Consider the following 16164-nt stretch of genomic DNA (forward strand, 5'->3'; position numbering starts at 1 on the left):
CTCAGCTCCCGCTTTGGTCAAAACCCGTGAAGAAACTCGCGACGTGCTCGGCGTCCAGCGCCTGCAAGGTTGGCGGGTTCCAGCGCGGTTTCTTGTCTTTGTCGATCAGCAAGGCGCGCACGCCTTCGATCAGGTCGCCGCGCTCGAACCACTGACGGTCCAGGTGCAGCTCAAGGGCGAAGCAGTCTTCCAGACTCAGGTGCCGGCCGCGACGGAGCATTTCCAGGGTCACGCCCATGGCCAGCGGTGAACGGCTTTCCAGCAGGTCGGCGGTGGTCGTGGCCCACTCGTGGCTGTCGGCGACCGTTACTTCACGCAGTTGCTCAACAATACTCGGCACATCGGGCAGGGCGAAGAAGTGATCGATGGCCGGGCGCAACGCCGCCAAAGGTGGTGCCGGCAGTTGTTGCACGGCGAGTTTCGCCAGCAGACCTTGAAGGTCCTTCAACGGTGTTTCGGGCCATTCGAGCTGATCGAGTTGCTCGTCCAGAGTGCTCAACTTGTCGCTTTCCAGGTACCAGTCGGCCAGGCCGCAATAGAGCGCATCGGCCGCACGGATCTGCACGCCGCTGACGCCGAGGTAAATACCCAGTTCACCGGGAACGCGCGGCAGGAAATGGCTGCCACCGACATCCGGGAAATAACCGATCGCCACTTCCGGCATCGCCAGGCGGCTTTTCTCGGTGACCACTCGCAAGTCGGCGCCTTGCACCAGGCCCATGCCGCCGCCCAGGACAAAACCGTCCATCAAGGCGAGCACAGGTTTGCGGTAATGGTGAATCGCGAGGTCGAGGGCGTATTCCTCGACGAAGAAATCTTCGTGCAGCGTGTCGCCGTTTTTGAAGCTGTCGTACAGCGAGCGAATATCGCCGCCGGCACAGAAAGCCTTCTCGCCAGCACCGCGCAAGACCACCGCGTGTACGTGCGGATCGAGCGCCCAGGCGTCGAGCTGACGCTGCAGGTTGCGCACCATGTCCAGGGTAATGGCGTTGAGGCCGCCGGGGCGATTGAGGGTCAGGTGACCGATGTGGTTGCGAACCTCGGCCAGCACTTCGTTTTGCATGGCATCCATGGACGAAGTCCCCTTCGATGAAACCTGAGCAGTCATCACTAACTCCCTGCTTTTATTGTTCTTTATAGAGAAGCTCGCGCGCGAGCGATGCTGGATCGTAACAGTGCAAATTTGTGATGTACAACCGGAATATGTGCAGGAGTCGTGTGCATTTTTACCTTAAGGCTGCGATCTCTAGATCTTGGGAGATCAACGACAGAATCGGCTGTGAGAGCCACCCGTTCAGCGCAGTTGGGCTGTCAGAACAGGGGCTTACGACACCTGCACCGGCCTGGCAATTGGCATTCTGACGGTCCATTTCAAGCGCTTGTGACGATGCGCATGGAACGGACTGCACTCCGACGACGGGCTCGGGCCGGTCGAAAACAACAACAAATACGGCTGCGGTGAATACCGCATCGACTCTCTGCCCCTGTCAAAAAGTGTGGTTAGGCGCAGGCGAGGTTTCCAGCCCGGTGTTGTTCTTGCATCAGGGGAAGGTCGAGGAGCAGGGTGACGCAACGATCCTCGACCAGCCAAAAAGTGAACGTTTGCAGCAATTCCTATCGGGTCGTTTGAAGTGAGGCAAGACGTATATGGCGGATATCCGCGATCTGTCGATCGTGCTTGATCGTATCGATCAGGCAATCATCGAAGTGCTGCGCCACGAAGGGCGCATCACTTATCAAAAGCTTTCCGAGCGCGTGCACCTGACGCCCAGGCCGTACCTGGAACGGGTGCGCAAGCTCGAACAGCTCGGGGTCATTCGTGGGTATGGCGCGATTCTCGATGAAAAGAAGCTGACACCAGGCTTGTCGTTGCTGGTGCTGGTGCTGGTTGCGTTGTCGAACCAGAGTGGGCGGGCGGCGCAAAAGGCTTTCGAAGCCAAGGTCCGCGCCTGCTCGCAGGTGCTGGAATGTCGGTTGATCAGCGGCGCGTTCGACTACAGCTTGCGCATGCGTTGCCGGGACATGGAGCATTACCGGGTGCTGACAGAGGTCTGGTTCGATGACCCGGATTTGCACATCGACAAGTTGGTCAGCCATCCGGAATTGGCGATGGTCAAGACCACGATGGAATAGAAGCAAGATCAAGATCAAAGGATCGCTGCCTTCGGCACTCGCCGAATCGGCTGGGCCACACACGTTTTTCAGCCGTTTCCATCACGCCGCCGCCACTGATCAACCGGGTTTTCCAGCCTGCGAAACAGACAATGAGTACCTCTTAACCCTCATTGAATCTGTGCCCATGCAAACCACCAATACCGTTTTGATGATTCGCCCGACACGTTTCTCCTTCAATCAGGACACGGCGGCGAACAACCGTTTCCCCATTCGGAGCTGTGTTCGCTGTTTCTGCATGCCGATCACCGCAGCGGTCTGAACGGGCGTTTGCTGTCCAAGGCGCGGTTCCTGTTTCGGGCGGAATTTCGTCAGCATTTCGGGGAGAAGGTGATCGCCGAGATGCGCGGCTACTCGGACGAAGAGGGCGTTTCACCGTTCTGGGAAGGTCTGGGGCGGCACTTCTTCAAGATGGATTTTGCCGATGCCGACTACCTGACCGGGCTGGGTAACAAGACCTTCACCGCCGAGCTGATGCCCAAGTTTCCGCTGCCGACTTGCCTGTTGCCTGAAGCCGCAAGAACCGTCATCGGTCGCGTTCATCCCAACACCGAACCGGCGCTGGGCATGCTCAAGGCTGCATAACGCGATCCGTAGCAGCTGCCGAGCCTGCGAGGCTGCGTTCGGCGGCGAAGCCGTCGTGAAATCAAGCAGCGTGGTGTATCAGGAAGACCGTGCATGCGGGGTTTACGACGGCTTCGCCGCCGACCGCAGCCTCGCAGGCTCGGCAGCTGCTACAAGGACCGTGGTGTTGTCAGATTCTGCGGCTCAGTACTTCACCAATACTGCGCCGTTTGGCATGCAACTCACTGGCATGGATCAACTGTTCGAGGTCTTCGGGGGTGACGTCGAAGAAGGCTTCCATGTCCGCCAGGGCCAGTTTCAGGTCCTGGGCGGTGATCGCCTGGCTGTCGGTGGGCGGGTGGTCGGCGGGCACCCTGGACAACGGTTCGCTGGCGCGTTTTGGGTAACGAATGCGCGTCAGGTTGTTGTAGGCCAGGGCGCTGAGCAACATGGCCGATGCACCAAGCATCACCGGGCCGAGGGCTTTCCAGCCCAGGGCAATGGTCGCCGGGTCTGCCAATACCAACAGCAACGCCAAGGCCCCGGCCGGTGGATGCAGGCAACGCAGCCAGCACATTAGAATCAGCGCTATGCCAGCCGCCAGGCAAGCGCTGCCGAGGGTTCGTCCGAGAACGTGAGCGACCAGCAGTGAAACCACCCCGGCGCTTAGATAACCGCCAAGAATCGACCAGGGCTGGGCGAGGGCGCCGGAGGATACCGCGAACAGCAACACGGCCGATGCACCCAGCGGACCGATCAAGTGCTGCGCAACCGGCATGCCGAATACCAGGCTGCAGAGCCAGACGCTGAACATCGTGCCCAAGGACATGCCGATCGCGGCGCGGCTCCATTCGGAGGGGCGAGTGTTGATGGCGGCGGGAAACCAGCGAGCAAACATGAGGCAGACGATCCGTTGAAAAAAACCGAGGCAAAAAAAAGGCTTAGCTGGGATACCCAGAAAGCCCTTGAAGTTGTTCCAACTATTGGGGGAGGAACGGGCACAGTGTGCCGTTCATTCCTGATGGTGACAAATTCATATTAATGCAGTTTTAGTGCATTAATTTTGCTGTAATGCCACCCGGCGACCGCTCATGAAACACAGGAAACCGCCCATGGCGGTCAGCGCGCTCAGGGCATAAAACATCGTTGGCGCGGGGGTGTGCATCAGCAGGAAACCGCAAATCACCGGGCTGAGGGCACCGCCGAGGGCCGCGAGGTTTTGCGCGCCGTAATAGCTACCGCGCAGTTCTTCCGGGGCCAGGGTGTCGACGAAGAGGAATTCGGCGGGGTAAATGATCATTTCACCGAAGGTGAAGATGAACATTGCCACGCACCACGACACCAGGCTGTCAGCCAGGCTGAAACCGATCAACCCGACGATGAACAGGCTGGTACCGCCCGCGATCCAGTAACGCAATTGTTCGCGCTTGAGGAAACGGCCGATCTGGTATTGCAGCAGGATCACGCTGATCGCATTGCAGGCGAGCAGGGCGGCCATGGTTTCCAGTGCCCGTTTGGAGTCATGGGTTACCAGCAGATATTGCGACAGGTACAAGGTGAAACGGCCGTGGACCACGGTACTGAGCAGGCAGCCGCAGGTGAACATGATCAGCGTGCGGTCGTTTTTCAGGGTGACCAGCGTCTTGAGAAAACTCGCGGGCTGGCCAATCGCGGGTGCCTGGGCCGAGTCCTTCGGTATCCCGATCATCAGGAAAATACTGAAGAACGCGATGCCACCGGCGATCAGGAACGGTGCAATCGGGTACACGCCGGCAATCACCACGCCCAGCATCGGGCCGGTGGCGTAGCCGATGTTGGTCAAGGTGTAGCGCAGGGAAAACGCCTTGGCGCGCTGGCCCATGGGCAGGTTTTCGCTGAGGATCGCCTTCGAGCCGATCAGGAACAGCGCCGAGGCGGTTTCGGTGATCACCAGGGTGGCGGTGGTCAGGTAGAGGTTTTCGGCGAAGGTCAGCAGCACGAAGCCGATGGCGCTGGAGAGCATCGCGAGGATCAGCAGTCGGCGCTTCTCGAGGCGGTCGATGATGTAACCGCCGTAGAGCGCGAGCAGGGTGGCGATAAACACCGCGATGCCCAGCAGCAAGCCAACATCCTGTTGGTTGAGGCCGAGTTTGTTGCTCAGGAACAACGTCAGCAGCGGGCTGGTGATGGCGCGGCTGACGACGATGGTCAGCGAAACGATCATCAACCGGCGGATAACGAGTGAGTAAGTGGCCACGGTGGGGCAAATATCCTTATTTAGATTCTGCAGTGTTCGACGTAAAACCGAGTCGCTACCATTCGCGAGCAAGCCCGCTCCCACATTTGGAATGCATTCCCCTGTGGGAGCGAGCTTGCTCGCGATGAGGCCGGCTCAGGCAACCCCGTACTCAAGTCAGCCACCGATCCAGCGAACGAACCGATTCAAGCGTTTCCAACCGCCATAACTGCTCAAGCAGTTCTTGCGCCTGATCCCCTCATCCGTCTCGATTGCCCGGCGATGTTGTTCGGCATCGGTCACCTGCGCATCGGCAAGCCAGGCCAGCGAAGGGTCGCAGCGAAACAACTCGGCCGCCGAACGTTCGATAGCGGGGAGGGCAGTGGCGTCGATAGATCGGGCACGGCGCAAGATAATCATCATGTTAATCACGGTTCATGTAGGAGCTGCCGAAGGCTGCGATCTTTTGATCTTATTCTTTTAGCGCCTCAGCTATTGTTGAAGATCAAAATCAAAAGATCGCAGCCTTCGGCAGCTCCTACAGGGGATTGAGGTGCAGCAACACGTAATCGTTTTTATCGAAACGGCCGCTCAAAATGGGCGGCAACGCACCCAACGGCGTGCCCTGCAGGGCGCGGTAGTCGTTTTCATCCATCATCAGCCAATGCGGCCCCTGAAGGTTTTCCAGTTCTTGGGTCGATTCGGTGAAAATCGGCTGTAAGTCCTGCTCGATGTTGACCATGAACTTGATCGCCTTGGCGTCTTTACCCATGACATGCAACACCAGCGGTGCCGGGTCTTTTTGTACGAGCGCAAATGCCGCACGGCTGAAGGTCCGGGTATCGTAGAGTCGGCGTTCGACCGGTTCGAATACCAGAATGTAGACCGACCACAGCGCCAGGACTGCGCAAAACGCAAGTGTTTGCGCCCGCCAGCGCGGTCGTACAAGCACCGCCAGGGCAATGACTTGCAGCACGCCGAGAATGATCAGTATCGAAGTCAGCGTTGTTAGTTCATCGGGAAACCGTCGCTGGGCGACCAGCAGTCCGCCGATCAGCAGGGCAGGGATCACTAGCCACAGCCCTTGCATCAACCCCCGCAACCACTCGAAAACCCGACCTTGCGCCACCTGAAACGGATACGCCGCAATGATCGCCGCCATGGGCAACATCGGCAGCAGGTAGCGGGCCTTTTTTGCCTGGGGGATCGAGAGCCCGACCATCACGATCAGGCCGGCGGCCGTGCAGTACTGCAACAGGCGCAACGCAGGACCCGCCTGCCGAGGCGTTGTCAGCCAGACGGCGGCCAGTACCAGCAACGCCAACGGATACGCGAGCGCATAGTTGCCCACCGAGCCGGTGAAGTAATACAGCGAACCGCTGACACCTTCGCTACCGTCCATGCGCCCCATGAACTGCATGCGCACCACGTCGTGCATGAAGTCCGGGCCGCCGATGGTTTCCGCCAGCCACAGCAGCACGCCAACGCACACGGCCAGCAGCACCGACGCCATCAGGCCAAAACCAAAAAATTTCTGCCATTGTCGATTGAGCAAGAAATAGCTGCACAGCATGCCCGTGGGAATCACCAGCCCGATCGGTCCACGAATCCCGAAGCCCAGCAGCAACAAGGCAAAGATCAGCCACCACCGGCGCTTTGCTGCGAAATGATCGACGGCATAACCCAGGTAGAACACTGAAAAAGCCACCGCCGCGAGCATCAAATCCAGGGACACGGCACGGGTTTCGGTGACAAAGGTGTTGGTCAGTGTCATCAGGGCGATGCTCAGCAACGCCCAGCGCTGGGAGTAGGGCGCCAGTAGCCGGTACATCAACGTGACGATCACCGCCCCGGCTATGGCGCTCGGCAACCAGGCAGTCAAACTGTTGACCTGCCCGAACGGCAGCGACAGCAGCCAGGTGAAAAGCGTCGAAAGCGCCGAATAGTCCGCATACGGCTGGCCATAGGTAGTCGGAAAAAAGGACGGCCCGTGGCGCAACATTTCCTGAGCGAACAGCACAAAACGCGAATCGAAGCCGATCACTGCCTGCTGATACACCCCGGCGCTGAACAGCAGCAGCGCCAACAGCCCTATGCCTAGAGACTGTCGGCGGATACCGGGTGATATCGAAATCAAGCGATGACCGAAGCAGCGGGCCACTGCTGATGCGGAATCGGCAGATTGCGCGATTCACCGCGACCCATCGGGAAGTACTTGAAGCCGGCGCGAGCGAGGCGATCGGCGTCGTAGAGGTTGCGTCCGTCGAAGATCACCGGTGCGTTAAGCCGCTGCTGGATCAGGCTGAAATCCGGGGCCTTGAACTGCTGCCATTCGGTGCAGATGATCAACGCGTCAGCGCCGGACAATACCGATTCCGGTGTGCCCATGAGCATCAACTTGGGTTCATCGGGATACAGTTGCTGGGTTTCCTGCATGGCTTCCGGGTCGAACGCGCGGACGTTGGCCCCGGCGGCCCACAGCGATTCCAGCAGCACCCGACTCGGTGCATCGCGCATGTCGTCGGTGTTCGGTTTGAATGCCAGGCCCCACACGGCAAAGGTCCTGCCGCGCAAATCGCCCTTGTAGAACGCGTTGATGCGTTCGAACAGCTTGTGCTTCTGGCGCTGGTTGATCGCTTCCACCGCTTGCAGCAGATCGCTGGAGCAATGCGCCTCTTCAGCACTGTGGATCAGCGCGCGCATGTCCTTGGGAAAGCACGAGCCGCCATAACCGCAACCGGGGTAGATGAAGTGATAGCCAATGCGCGAATCGGCGCCGATGCCCAGGCGCACCGATTCGATGTCGGCGCCCAGGTGTTCGGCCAGTTCGGCGATCTGGTTGATGAAGCTGATCTTGGTCGCCAGCATGCAGTTGGCGGCGTACTTGGTCAGCTCGGCGCTGCGCAGGTCCATGAACATGACCCGGTCATGGTTGCGGTTGAAGGGCGCGTAGAGGTCACGCATCACGTCACGCACTTCATCGCGTTCGCAGCCGATGATGATCCGGTCCGGGCGCCGGCAATCGGCCACGGCCGAGCCTTCTTTCAAAAATTCCGGGTTGGAGACGATATCGAACTGCAGCAAGCGGCCGACCTTGATCAGGCACTTGTCGATATGCGCGCGCAAGGTGTCACCCGTGCCCACCGGCACCGTGGATTTCTCCACCAGAATCACCGGTTGTTCACGATGACGCGCCACGGCTTCTCCCACCGACAGCACATAACTCAGATCCGCCGAACCGTCGTCCCGGGACGGTGTGCCGACGGCGATAAACAACACCTGACCATGCTGCACTGCGAGTTTTTCGTCGGTGGTGAACTGTAGACGTTTGGCGTCCAGGCCTTCGCGCACCAGGCTGGCCAGCCCCGGTTCGAAAATGCTCACGTGGCCTTGTTGCAACAGCTCGATTTTCTTCTCGTCAATGTCCATGCAGACCACGTCGTGGCCAACTTCTGCCAGGACGGCGGCTTGCACCAGACCAACGTAACCGCTACCAAATACACTGATTTTCATGGGGCACTCCTGAGTTCGCGCGCGCGAGCAGGCCGAGAGTTAATGGTAATGACACCGAGGATGACCAGGGCCACCCCGATGGTTTTTGAAAGGCTGAATGCTTCGTTGAACAGCGGCAGGCTGGCGGCCAGCAAGTACACCAGCGCGTAGCTGATGCTCAGCAGCGAATAAGCCCGGCCCAGCGGTAAATCCCGCAGGGCGGCAAGCCAGCTAAGCATCGACAGGGCGTAAGCAAGAATGGCGACCAGCACCACGGCGACAGCGGACAGATCGATGCTGGTGGTGAACCAGTGCTCGGGCGATGGCAGGCGGCTCATGCTCCAGCGCATGCCCAGTTGCGCAGCACTGACCAGCAGCACGCTGCCCAGCGCGAAGGTAATTCCGCGACGCAGGTTCATGTGTGTTGCCCCAGCAGCACCACGCCACCGATCACCAGCGCAACACCCAACCAGTGGCGACGGTCGATGGTTTCGTGGAAAACGAAGCGGGCGACCAGGGTGATCAGTACGAAATTGAGGCTCAGCATCGGGTAGGCAATGCCGACTTCGAGGCGCTGCAACACCAGCAGCCACACCAGCAAGCCCAATCCCAGAGAGACGAGCGCCAGCCACAGCCACGGCGAACGCAGTTTCTCGCTCCAGAGCGACGCCTTGTCGCGCCAGCTTTCCACAGCGTACTTTTGGGCGATCTGGCCCAGACAGGTCAGCAGGCAGGCGGCCAAGAGCAGTAACAGGCTCATGACGCCTCCTGAGGAAAAATCAGAATCACAATGTTGCCTTGTTCATAACGCTTGCCATCCTTGGGCAGCAGTTCGATTTCGCGCAGTTCGTCGTCACCCTTGATGCGCATGACCACGCCGACCGAACCGCTCTGGCGGGCGTCGCGCATCCAAGCTTGAACCTGGTGCGGGTCGACTTGCTGCTGTGCGCCGTCAGGATAGGCGAGGCCATATTTCAATTCGCCTATCGTGTTGTACAACGCCACGTCCGGGCGTTTCAGGCGCCAGGCCAACGCCCCGGCGGCGCCGAGGTCGTTGCTCAGCAACTGGTCGGTCTGGCCGAGCTCCTGGGCATGCTCGAGGATGAATTGATCGGGCATCTTGTTGGCGACCACCGACTCGGGCATCCCGGCCGGCAACAGGCCGATCAGCAGCAGACTGCCGAAGGCTGGCGCCGCCCAGCATTGCAAAGGTCTGAAGGCTTGCAGCAGGTTGGCCATGATCCAGCCGGTCAGACCGATGAACACCAGCACCAGGTTGTGCAGTTCATGGTTGTAGAGCGGTTTTTTCAGTTGCAGGTAGACCAGGGCCACCAGGATCGTCAGGCCCAGCAGCAGGTTCAGCAGACCATTGATGCCCAGTACCCGGCCTTGCTCAAGCTTCAAGCGGTCCACCAGTGCGTGGCCCAGCAGCAACGCCAGCGGCAGCAGGCACGGCAGGATGTAGCTGGGCAATTTTCCTTTGCTGAGGCTGAAAAAAATCAGCGGCATCAGCAGCCACAGCAGCAGGAAAGCGATGTTGGCCTGGCGTCGTGTGTCCCACGCCTGTTTCAGCGCCGACGGCAGCAACGCCACCCACGGCAGACTGAACGCCACCAGCAACGGCAAATAGAACCACCACGGCGCATCATGCTGGGCGTCATCGCCGGCGAAGCGGCGAATGTGTTCGTGCCAGAAGAAGAACCGCCAGTAATCGGGCTCCTGCGCGTGCACCGCCAAGACCCACGGCAAGCTGACGGCGATGGCCACGACAATCGCCAACGGACCGTAGATCAGCAGTTCACGCCAGCGTTTTTGCCAGATCATCCAGGGCAGGGCGATCAGCACCGGCAGCAGCCAGGCGAGAAAGCCCTTGGTCATGAACCCCATGCCGCAGGCCAGGCCCAACACCGCCCAACCGATCAGGTGCTGGCCACGGCTGACGCTGTCCAGGGCAAACCACAAGGCAACCAGGCTCAAATTGACCCAGAACGTGAATTGCGGATCGAGGTTGGCGTAGCCCGCGGCGCCAGCGATGACGGTGAGACTCATGTACAGCAGCGCGCAGGCAAAACTCTTGCGTGGTTCGTTCCAGAGCCGGCGGGCGATCAGGTAGCACAGCAACACACTCAACCCGGTGCTCATCGCGGAAGCAAACCGCACGCCGAACAGGTTGTCGCCAAACAACGCTTGGCTGGCGGCGATCATCCAGTAACCGGCCACCGGTTTTTCGAAATAGCGCAGGCTCATGAAATGCGGCGACACCCAGTTGCCGCTCAGGAGCATGTCCTGGCTGATCTGGGCGTAGCGGGTTTCGTCGGGAATCCATAAGCCATGGCTGCCCAGCGGCAGCAGGTACGCCAGAGCAAAGATAGCCAGCAACAACGGTAATGCCCAGCGCTTGCTCATACGCCTTGCACTCCCAACCAGCCTTCGCGTCCTTCGAGGGTGCCGCGTAGTACCCGGCCAACCGGCAAGGTGTCGGGGGCCTCGGGCAGCAGATCGCCCAAGGGTTGAAAATGGATGTTTCGCTGGCGCGCATCGGCCAGCAGTTGACGAAAATCGTGGGCCATCAGAATCCCTTCTACTTCGGCATGGATCGTGTAGACGTTGAGTTTTTCGGGGCTGAAGCAATCAAGAATAAAGGCGTTGAAGTCCTTGGCCGCCACGCTGGGGCCGACCACCTCATCGAAGGTCGGCAGGTCCACCGGAATCTGCGGCGCACCCAAACCACCATTGGACAATCTCGGCTGGAACAGGCTCTGGCCCCGGCAATCGCTGTTGTAGCGAAAGCTGAACGCCTGCTTGGCCTCGATCACGCGCTCGTCTGCCCGCCACCCGGCGGACGCCGAGCATTCGACGTTTTGCCCGAGGATGTCGGCAAGGGTGTCGACACCCCGACGAAGGTGCTCGATCAGCTGCTTGTCACTCCAGCGCCCGGCATTGGCCTGCCAGCCGTGATGATCCCAGGCGTGCAGCCCGACTTCATGCCCGGCTGCAATGGTTTGACGCATCAAATGCCCAAGATCACGGCCGATCGGTTTGCCGGGCCACGCGGTGCCGGCCAGCAAGATGTCCCAGCCGTACAGGCCTGCCGCGTTGGAACGGAGCATTTTCCAGAGAAATTGCGGGCGGATCAGGCGCCATAAATGACGCCCCATGTTGTCCGGCCCGACACTGAAGAAAAACGTCGCCTTGACCTGCGCTTCATCGAGGATTTCCAGCAGCCGCGGCACCCCCTCACGGGTGCCTCGGTACGTGTCGACATCAATCCGCAGACCTGCCCGCATCAGCGCTTGTCCGCGATTTCGAGCATGGCCTCGCGCAAGAAGAAATCCAGCGTATTGCCGATGGTCTCGCTCATTTCAACCGTTGGGGTCCAGTCAAGCAGACGTTTGGCATTGGCGATGCTTGGTTTGCGGTGCGACACGTCCTGATAACCGGTGCCGTAGAACGCTTTGCTTTCGACATCGCGGAACCCGGCGAACGGCGGGAAGTTGTCGCGCAACGGGTGCGCTTCGAACTGACGCAACAGCTCTTCGCCCAACTGGCGGATGCTGGCTTCGTTGTCCGGGTTGCCGATGTTGATGATCTGGCCGTTGCAGGCATCGTTGTCGTTGTCGATGATCCGCGCGAGCGCTTCCACGCCATCGGCAATGTCGGTGAAGCAGCGTTTTTGCTCACCGCCATCGAACAGACGAATCGGCGTGCCTTCCACCAGGTTGAGGATCAGCTGGGTGATCGCGCGGGAACTGCCGATACGCGCCGAGTCCAGGCGATCGAGGCGTGGGCCCATCCAGTTGAAGGGACGGAACAACGTGAAGTTCAGGCCTTTCTGGCCGTAGGCCCAGATCACCCGGTCGAGCAGTTGCTTGGAGATCGAGTAGATCCAGCGCTGTTTGTTGATCGGACCGACGATGAGGTTGGAGGTGTCTTCGTCGAAGTTCTGGTCCTGGCACATGCCATACACTTCGGAGGTCGACGGGAAGATCACGCGTTTGTTGTATTTGACGCAGTAGCGAACCAGTTTCAGGTTCTCTTCAAAGTCCAGCTCGAATACGCGCAGCGGGTTGCGGGTGTACTCGATCGGCGTGGCGATCGCCACCAGTGGCAGGATCACGTCGCACTTCTTGATGTGGTATTCGATCCACTCGGAGTGGATGCTGATGTCGCCTTCGACGAAGTGGAAATTCGGGTGACTGCGCAGGCGTTCGATGGCGTCTGAGCCGATGTCCAGGCCATACACCTCGTATCGGTCGTCGCGCAGCAGGCGCTCGGACAGGTGATTGCCGATGAAGCCGTTGACGCCGAGGATCAGCACGCGAGTGCGACGCGGGGCGCGACCGGACTCGGCGCCACGCAGCACGGAACCGTCCACCAGACCCAGTTCGTTGGCCAGTTGCGGGCCACTGAGGTACAAACCGTTGTCGTTACGCTGGCCGGCGGTGATTACCAGGGAGTCTTCGCCGCAGGCGATGCGCAGTGGGTCGACACTGATGACGCGCCCCGGTGCCTGACCTTCATTGCCTTGGGCGACTTCTGCGTTCCAGACAATCAGCTTGTGCTCGCCCACGGCGCAGAAGGCGCCCGGGTAAGGCTGGGTGACGGCGCGAACCAGATTGAACAGTTCTTCCGCCGGTTTGTTCCAGACCAGTTTGCCGTCGGCTGGCGTGCGCCGGCCAAACACCGTGGCTTTGGATTCGTCCTGTGGGGTTTCGTTGACTTTGCCCTGAAGCAACGCCGGTAGCGTGTCACGTAGCAAGTCGGTAGCGGCCAGACGCAGTTTTTCGTGCAGGCTCAGCGCCGTGTCGCTGCGCTCAATCGCCACCGTTTTCTGGGCGAGGATTGCGCCGGCATCGGCCCGTTTGACCATGCGGTGCAGGGTCACGCCGGTTTCGGTTTCACCGTTGACCAGCACCCAGTTGGCCGGCGCACGACCACGGTAGCGCGGCAACAACGAACCGTGCAGGTTGAAGGCGCCTTTGCTGGCGGTGGCCAACAGCGGTTCGCTCAACAGGTTGCGGTAGTAAAACGAGAACAGGTAATCCGGGTTGAGCTTGCTGATGCGCTCGATCCACAACGGGTGGTTGGCATCTTCCGGGGCGTGCACCGGGATGCCCTTGCGTGCGCACAGTTGCGCAACGGAGCCGTAGAACGCGTTTTCCTTGGGATCATCAGGATGAGTAAACACCGCGGCAATATCAAAGCCCGAGTTGAGCAGGGAATCGATGCCGGCACAGCCAATATCGTGATAGGCGAAGACAACAGCTTTTGCACTCATGAGTGAACCTGATCTGAAGAAATGGAGGTGAGACCGTCAACGGTGACAACGGGAGCGGGGGCAGCGGGTTGGTTACGCAGCACTTTTTCAATAAAGAACCGGGGGCGGGCGCGAACGTCGCCATACATGCGACCCAGGTACTCGCCCAACAGGCCCATGCCGATGAACTGGCCACCGGTGAAAATGAACAGCACGGCGAACAGCACGAATGTCCCGTCGCCGGCCCAATGGGCGCCGAAGGCCAGGCGCAGCACGATCAGCGTAATGGCGAACAGCACGCCGAGGGCCGCCATGCCGAAGCCGACGATGCTCAGCAAACGCAGGGGCGTGGTGGTCATGCAGGTGATCAGGTCGAACATCAGATTGATCAGGCGCATGGGGCTGTACTTCGATACCCCGTGTTCGCGCTCGGCGTGGGGCACGAGAATTTCCGTGGTGTGCCGGGCGAAGCTGTTGGCGAGGATCGGGATGAAGGTGCTGCGTTCACGGCAGGCGAGCATGGCATCGACAATGGTTCGCCGGTAAGCGCGGAGCATGCAGCCATAGTCGGTCATGGCAACGCCGGTGGAGCGCTGCACGGCCAGGTTGATCAGCTTCGACGGCCAGCGCCGTAACGCCGAGTCCTGACGGTTGTTGCGCACGGTGGCGACCACGTCATAACCCAGCTCGGCCTGAGCCACTAACCGCGGAATCTCCTCGGGAGGGTTTTGCAGGTCGGCGTCGAGAGTGATGACCACATCGCCTTTAGACTGCTCGAAACCGGCCATGATTGCCGCGTGCTGGCCGTAGTTGCGGTTGAGAATGACCGCTACGAACGGGCTGCCTTTGAGCGATGCTGCCTGTTCCAATATTTGCGCCGATTCGTCCCGACTGCCGTCGTCGACCAGCACAATTTCGTATTTGTGGCGTAATTGCTGACACGCCGCTTCAGTACGCCGGAGCAACTCGGGCAGGCTGTCTTGCTCGTTGTAGACCGGGATGACGATCGACACGCAATGGATCGGGTAAGGTTTCACAGGCTTGCGTCCAAAACGTTTTCAATGGCACCGACCACACGATCGACGTCATCGGTGGTCATGTCGGGGAATAACGGAATCGAGCACAGCCGTGCCGAGTTCCATTCTGTGTTGGGCAGATAGATGTTGGGGAAGCGCTGGCGGTAGTAGGTGTGGAGGTGAGTGGCGATGAAGTGAATACCGGTGCCGATGTTCTGCGCTTGCAGGGCCTTCATGAACGCTTCACGGTCCAGCCCGCAGCGCTCGGTGTCGATACGCAGGATGAACAGGTGCCAGGCGTGCTGCTGCGCATAGGCTGGAAGGGCCAGGGGTTGCACCGGCAAACCTTCCAGTCGCTGCAAATAAGTGCCGGCCAGCTCCGTGCGTTTGGCGTTGATTTCGTCCAGTCGATTCAGCTGCACCAAGGCGATGGCGGCATTGATGTCGGCCAGGTTGTACTTGAAGCCGGGCTCCATTACCTGAGCCTGAGGTTTGCGGCCGTGGGTCAGGCGGTCATAGGCATCGACACCGAGGCCATGGAACTTGAGCATGCGCACACGACTGGCCAGGGCTTCATCGTCACTGACAAACATGGCGCCCTCGGCGCAGGTCATGTTCTTGATCGCATGGAACGAGAAGATTGCCGTGCCTTTCGCGCCGACGTGACGACCTTTGTAGAAGGTGCCTGCGGCGTGAGCGGCGTCTTCGATAACGGGGATGCCGTGTTTGTCGGCCAGCGCATAAAGCGGATCGAGATCGAACGCGGCACCGGCGTAATGCACCGGAATGATGGCTTTGGTGCGCGGCGTGATCGCTGCTTCGATGCTGGCCAGGTCACTCATCAGCGTGTCGCGATCAACGTCGACGAACACCGGTGTCGCGCCCAACAGGCAGATCATGTTGGCGGTGGACACCCAGGTCTGCGACGGTGTAATGACTTCATCGCCCGGACCAATTCCCAATGCCAGTAAAGTGATGTGCATCCCGCCGGTGGCCGAGGACAGTGCCACGGCATGACGGCACCCCACGTAATTGGCGAATCGCTCTTCCAGTTCCTGGTTTTTCGGCCCGGTAGTGATCCAGCCGGAGCGCAATACTTGCTCTACGGCGGCAATTTCTTCATCGCCGATACTGGGGCGGGAGAAGGGGAGAAAAGCCTGACTCATGGGCACCTCGGGGCTGAAGAGTGAATAGCCGGTGAGGCTAAAAAAAAATTGGATCCATTGCAAGCGTAGACGCTAAAAACAAAAGCTGCATCAATTGGTTACTCGAAATACCTGACGATTTAGATAGGTTGACATTTTCTGCCATGGTCGGCAGGTTGGTCCCTCGCAAAGAGACAGGCCGGACTCATTGAGGTTATTCCCGATTTTGTGAAAGGAATATGAAAAACCGGTCGGCGAATCGTTTATCTGGAGGCCATACAGCCACGGTTCAGAATTCTGCCG

At 59.7% G+C, this 16164-nt stretch carries 13 protein-coding genes and 3 pseudogenes; 3 read left to right on the forward strand and 13 right to left on the reverse strand.

From position 1 onward, the window contains the following. Window position 1: 1 nt before the first annotated feature. On the reverse strand, window positions 2–1108 hold the full coding sequence (locus CUN63_RS27095; RefSeq protein WP_129443947.1) for an enoyl-CoA hydratase/isomerase family protein: 1107 nt from the start codon (window positions 1106–1108) through the stop codon (window positions 2–4). Window positions 1109–1506: 398 nt separating this feature from the next. On the opposite strand from CUN63_RS27095, the pseudogene CUN63_RS32440 reads away from it, so the two are divergent. The 3 genes and pseudogenes from CUN63_RS32440 to CUN63_RS27115 form a co-directional block, all read left to right on the forward strand. Next, window positions 1507–1635, forward strand: a pseudogene (locus CUN63_RS32440) (histidine/lysine/arginine/ornithine ABC transporter ATP-binding protein); the annotation flags it as partial. Window positions 1636–1647: 12 nt separating this feature from the next. Next, window positions 1648–2133, forward strand: coding sequence for an Lrp/AsnC family transcriptional regulator (locus CUN63_RS27110; protein WP_129443949.1), 486 nt, complete (start codon window positions 1648–1650; stop codon window positions 2131–2133). A 249-nt stretch (window positions 2134–2382) separates the two neighbouring features. Beyond that, window positions 2383–2751: pseudogene (locus CUN63_RS27115) on the forward strand (arginine N-succinyltransferase); the annotation flags it as partial. 175 nt (window positions 2752–2926) lie between these two features. Here the strand turns inward: CUN63_RS27115 and CUN63_RS27120 are convergent. The 12 genes and pseudogenes from CUN63_RS27120 to arnB form a co-directional block, all read right to left on the reverse strand. Beyond that, window positions 2927–3634, reverse strand: coding sequence for an HPP family protein (locus tag CUN63_RS27120; RefSeq protein ID WP_129443951.1), 708 nt, complete (start codon window positions 3632–3634; stop codon window positions 2927–2929). Window positions 3635–3793: 159 nt separating this feature from the next. After that, a complete protein-coding gene (locus tag CUN63_RS27125; protein ID WP_129443953.1) occupies window positions 3794–4972 on the reverse strand; it encodes an MFS transporter in 1179 nt (392 codons plus the stop codon). A gap of 249 nt (window positions 4973–5221) precedes the next feature. Beyond that, window positions 5222–5374, reverse strand: a pseudogene (locus CUN63_RS32445) (GNAT family N-acetyltransferase); the annotation flags it as partial. A gap of 115 nt (window positions 5375–5489) precedes the next feature. Further along, window positions 5490–7088 carry a glycosyltransferase family 39 protein gene (locus CUN63_RS27135; RefSeq protein WP_129443955.1) on the reverse strand — a complete coding sequence of 533 codons (1599 nt, stop codon included), beginning with the start codon at window positions 7086–7088 and terminating at the stop codon, window positions 5490–5492. After that, a complete protein-coding gene (locus tag CUN63_RS27140) occupies window positions 7085–8464 on the reverse strand; it encodes a UDP-glucose/GDP-mannose dehydrogenase family protein (protein ID WP_129443957.1) in 1380 nt (459 codons plus the stop codon). Before CUN63_RS27140 ends, CUN63_RS27135 begins: the two co-directional genes overlap by 4 nt. Beyond that, entirely contained in the window at window positions 8461–8862 is a 402-nt protein-coding gene (gene arnF / locus CUN63_RS27145) for a 4-amino-4-deoxy-L-arabinose-phosphoundecaprenol flippase subunit ArnF (RefSeq protein ID WP_129443959.1), read from the reverse strand. Before arnF ends, CUN63_RS27140 begins: the two co-directional genes overlap by 4 nt. Continuing rightward, window positions 8859–9203, reverse strand: coding sequence for a 4-amino-4-deoxy-L-arabinose-phosphoundecaprenol flippase subunit ArnE (gene arnE / locus CUN63_RS27150; protein WP_129443961.1), 345 nt, complete (start codon window positions 9201–9203; stop codon window positions 8859–8861). The genes arnF and arnE overlap by 4 nt, the downstream gene beginning before the upstream one ends. Beyond that, a complete protein-coding gene (gene arnT / locus CUN63_RS27155) occupies window positions 9200–10849 on the reverse strand; it encodes a lipid IV(A) 4-amino-4-deoxy-L-arabinosyltransferase (RefSeq protein WP_129443963.1) in 1650 nt (549 codons plus the stop codon). The genes arnE and arnT overlap by 4 nt, the downstream gene beginning before the upstream one ends. After that, window positions 10846–11730 carry a 4-deoxy-4-formamido-L-arabinose-phosphoundecaprenol deformylase gene (arnD, locus tag CUN63_RS27160; RefSeq protein ID WP_129443965.1) on the reverse strand — a complete coding sequence of 295 codons (885 nt, stop codon included), beginning with the start codon at window positions 11728–11730 and terminating at the stop codon, window positions 10846–10848. The genes arnT and arnD overlap by 4 nt, the downstream gene beginning before the upstream one ends. Further along, window positions 11730–13721 carry a bifunctional UDP-4-amino-4-deoxy-L-arabinose formyltransferase/UDP-glucuronic acid oxidase ArnA gene (gene arnA / locus CUN63_RS27165; RefSeq protein ID WP_129443967.1) on the reverse strand — a complete coding sequence of 664 codons (1992 nt, stop codon included), beginning with the start codon at window positions 13719–13721 and terminating at the stop codon, window positions 11730–11732. The genes arnD and arnA overlap by 1 nt, the downstream gene beginning before the upstream one ends. After that, window positions 13718–14737 carry an undecaprenyl-phosphate 4-deoxy-4-formamido-L-arabinose transferase gene (arnC, locus tag CUN63_RS27170; RefSeq protein ID WP_129443969.1) on the reverse strand — a complete coding sequence of 340 codons (1020 nt, stop codon included), beginning with the start codon at window positions 14735–14737 and terminating at the stop codon, window positions 13718–13720. The genes arnA and arnC overlap by 4 nt, the downstream gene beginning before the upstream one ends. Beyond that, window positions 14734–15882 carry a UDP-4-amino-4-deoxy-L-arabinose aminotransferase gene (gene arnB, locus CUN63_RS27175; protein WP_129443971.1) on the reverse strand — a complete coding sequence of 383 codons (1149 nt, stop codon included), beginning with the start codon at window positions 15880–15882 and terminating at the stop codon, window positions 14734–14736. Before arnB ends, arnC begins: the two co-directional genes overlap by 4 nt. Window positions 15883–16164: the final 282 nt, after the last annotated feature.

This window comes from Pseudomonas sp. ACM7 (assembly GCF_004136015.1).
GTDB lineage: Bacteria > Pseudomonadota > Gammaproteobacteria > Pseudomonadales > Pseudomonadaceae > Aquipseudomonas > Aquipseudomonas frigoris.